1 protein-coding gene is annotated in these 2,986 nt (G+C 71.5%); it reads right to left on the bottom strand.

Translation table 11 applies throughout. The annotated features are described in order from the left end of the window. Window positions 1-246: 246 nt before the first annotated feature. Window positions 247-2,986, bottom strand: a 2,740-nt coding sequence (locus ACPUER_RS36205) for a cellulose synthase subunit BcsC-related outer membrane protein (RefSeq protein WP_425133506.1), incomplete at its 5' end; no start/stop codon positions are given.

Raw genomic sequence — 2,986 nt, 5'->3', positions numbered from 1 at the left:
CGAGAACGGCCGCTCGCGAGGCGCGCGACGCCGCGAATACTGACGTATTCGCAAGGAGCGCAACGCGGCGAGCGGCCGTTCTCGTGGCAACCCCAAATTAAAAAATCCATTCCAGGGGAATGCCCGGAATCGCCCGTATGGCGGCGTCGCTCGTCGCTTGTTTGGCTCGGCCAAACGGCGCTCCTCACTTCTTGCCCTACGAGCGATTTCGGGCATTCGCATGTACGTTCCATATGCAAGCAGACCCTAGTAATCCGAATAAAGCCGCACCGGCGTCGGCGTGACGAGCCAGCTGGGCTGCGCGCGCGCATCGAACGCATAGCGCAGGTACACGAGCGCCGAACTCGGCGCGTAGTCGTGCGACCGGTCGACATGCAGTTGCGCGCCGACGCTCAGGTGCGGGTTCACGCGGTACTCGACGATACCGTTCACGCCGTACGAGAACGACACGCCGCGTGTCGAGCTGCCCGCGTACACGAACCCGGCCGCCACCTGCGCGGCCCGCTGGTCCGAAAACGTCGGGTAAAACAGCGAATCCTTCTCGTAGCTGTTCGAGATTCCGCCCGTGACGGTCAGGTCCCACGACAGCGCGTCGCGCCGCCCCGCCCATTCGATCGGCACGCCGAGCGACAGGTAGCGCTGCGGGCTGTAGTAACCGCCCTGCCCGTACGTGTAGTAGCGCAGGTTCTGCGCGTAGTGCCACGCATTGCCGACGAGCCCGGTGCTGACCTTCATCGTCGCGCGCTCGTACACGGGCACCGTGAACCCGGCGCGCAGCGTGACTTCCGCGTTGCGTTCGACGTTGCGGCCGGACAGCACGCCCGCGCCGAGTTCCGCGAACAGGTTCGTGCGGCCGACGTCGACCGACGCACGCAGGTTCACGCCGTCGCGGCGCACGCCGCCCCAGACCGCGCCCGTCCACGGGTCGCGCATCCCCGCGTACGACAGCACGCTGCTCGTTTCCGGCCGCCGCGACGCATTCACGCTGAAGCTCGCCGGGCCGGCGTCGAAACGGTAGCGCACGCCGCCGACGAGGTAATGCACGGGGAAACCGAGCGGCGACGTGCCGAGATCGAAGCGCCAAGCATCCGTGCGATAGCCGGCGCCGAGCGCGACGCCCGTCGTCGACTGGTGCAGCGAGCCCGGCGGATTCGCGATCAGCGCGGCGGCCTGCTGATTCGACTGGAACGGGGGCGGCAGCCCGTTCGATGCCCTGAGCGCCGCGTAGGTCCCGAAGGTCTTCAGCGAATACGCGTTCGGGTCGCTCGTATCGAGCGTGCCCGGATCCAGATGCACGGTGTCGATCTGCGCGAACACATGCCCGTCGTAGCGGATCGGCATCTGCAGGTAGATCGGCACCTGCTGCGCGCGATACGACGAGATGCCTTCGTCGCCCGACTTGTACGCGGGCATCCAGCCGGTCTCGATCTCGGGGTTGCGCCGCTGTTCGAGATCCGCGAACGCGGCCTGCGCGGGCGTCAGCCCGTCGCGGCCCGGGCTCACGCCCGCCATGCGTTCCTGCGACCGCGACAGCCGGTACAGCGACGCCGCGTCGTCATAGCGGCCCTGAGCCTCGGCCACGCGCCCGGCCGCGACCGTCACGTCCGCACGCGCCGGATGCGCGGCCTGCAGCCGGCCGGTCACCTGCGCGGCGTCGTCCGGACGGCGCAGCGCGTTCAGGCGGCGCACGGCCGACAGTTGCGTGTCGACGTCGTCGTCCGGCGTGCGTGCGAGCACGGCCTGCACCCGCACGAGCGCGGCCGCACGGTTGCCGCTGTCCTCGTCGATCCGCGCAAGCGCAAGCTGCGTATCGGTATCGTCCGGCGTGCGCGCGACGACCGGTGCGAGCGCGTCGCGCGCCGCGCCGTAATGGCCCTGCGCGCGTTCGAGATCGGCCAGTTCGAGCGCATGGCGCTTGTCCGCCCGGCCGGCCGGGCTCGCGCGATCGAGCAGCGCACGCGCCTGCGCGTAGTCCTGCCGCGCGATCGCATCGTCCGTCTGCCGCAGCACGAGCCGCAGCGACTGGTCCTCGAGCCTCGCCGTCTGCGCGGGCGTCAGCGACGGTTCGCGGCGCAGCGCATCGAGCCACGCGGCGAGTGCGTCGTCGCGCCCCGCGCTGCCGAGCAGGTCGCCGTAGCGCAGCCGCACGTCCGCATCGGCTTCGCGCGGATGCGCGGCGATCCAGTCGCGCAACGGCGCGAGGCCGCGCTCGGGTTCGCCCGCGTCGATCCACTGCGCGCCGATCGCGGCGAGCATGTCGGGATCGTCCGGCGCGCTCGCCTGCGCATGCGCGAGCGATGCCGCGAATGCCGCACGATCGCCGCGCCCGAGCGCGCCGCGCGCGTCGGCCAGCGTGCTTTCGGCGCCGAGCTTGCGCGCGAGCGCGCGCATCCCGTCCGAGCGTTGCTCATCGTCGACGGGCGCGAGCGCGGCCTGCGCGCCCGCGACGTCGTCGAGCGAATTGCGGTACAGCGCCGTTGCATAGCGCATCTCGGGCGTATCGCTTTGCGCGAGCCCTTCGTCCATCACCGTGCGGCCGAGCTGCGGCAGCCCCATGTCGCGATACAGGCGCGCGAGCGCGAAGCGCGTCCACGGCGCGTCGGGCGCCGCACGCACGGCCGCCTCGTAGCGTTGCGCGGCGGGCCCGCGTTCGCCCTTGTCCGCGAGCGCGCGCGCCTGGTTCGCGAGCAGGTCGGCGCGCATGCCGTCGAGCGCGCGGCGATCGTCGCGGCCCGTCACGCGCCCTTGCAGCGCGTCGAGCAGCGGGCCGATCCGGTCCGCGCGGCCGGTGTTTTCATACAGCGTCGCCGTGCCGCGCACGGCCGACGGGTTCGGCGAACGCACGGCCAGCAATTCGCGCAGCAACGGCTCCGCGCGCGCCCAGTCGCGCTGCGCCAGCAGCGCATCGGCAAGCTGCAGCTTCGCGTCCGGGCTGTCCGGCTGCATCGCGAGCGCGGCACGCGCCGCGCGCTCGGCATCCTGCGGC

The sequence above is a fragment of the Burkholderia sp. DN3021 genome, from assembly GCF_049805555.1.
Classification (GTDB): Bacteria; Pseudomonadota; Gammaproteobacteria; order Burkholderiales; family Burkholderiaceae; genus Burkholderia; species Burkholderia pyrrocinia_C.
The sequence above is the reverse complement of the archived record's forward strand: the minus strand, read 5'-3'. Positions and strand labels throughout refer to the sequence as shown.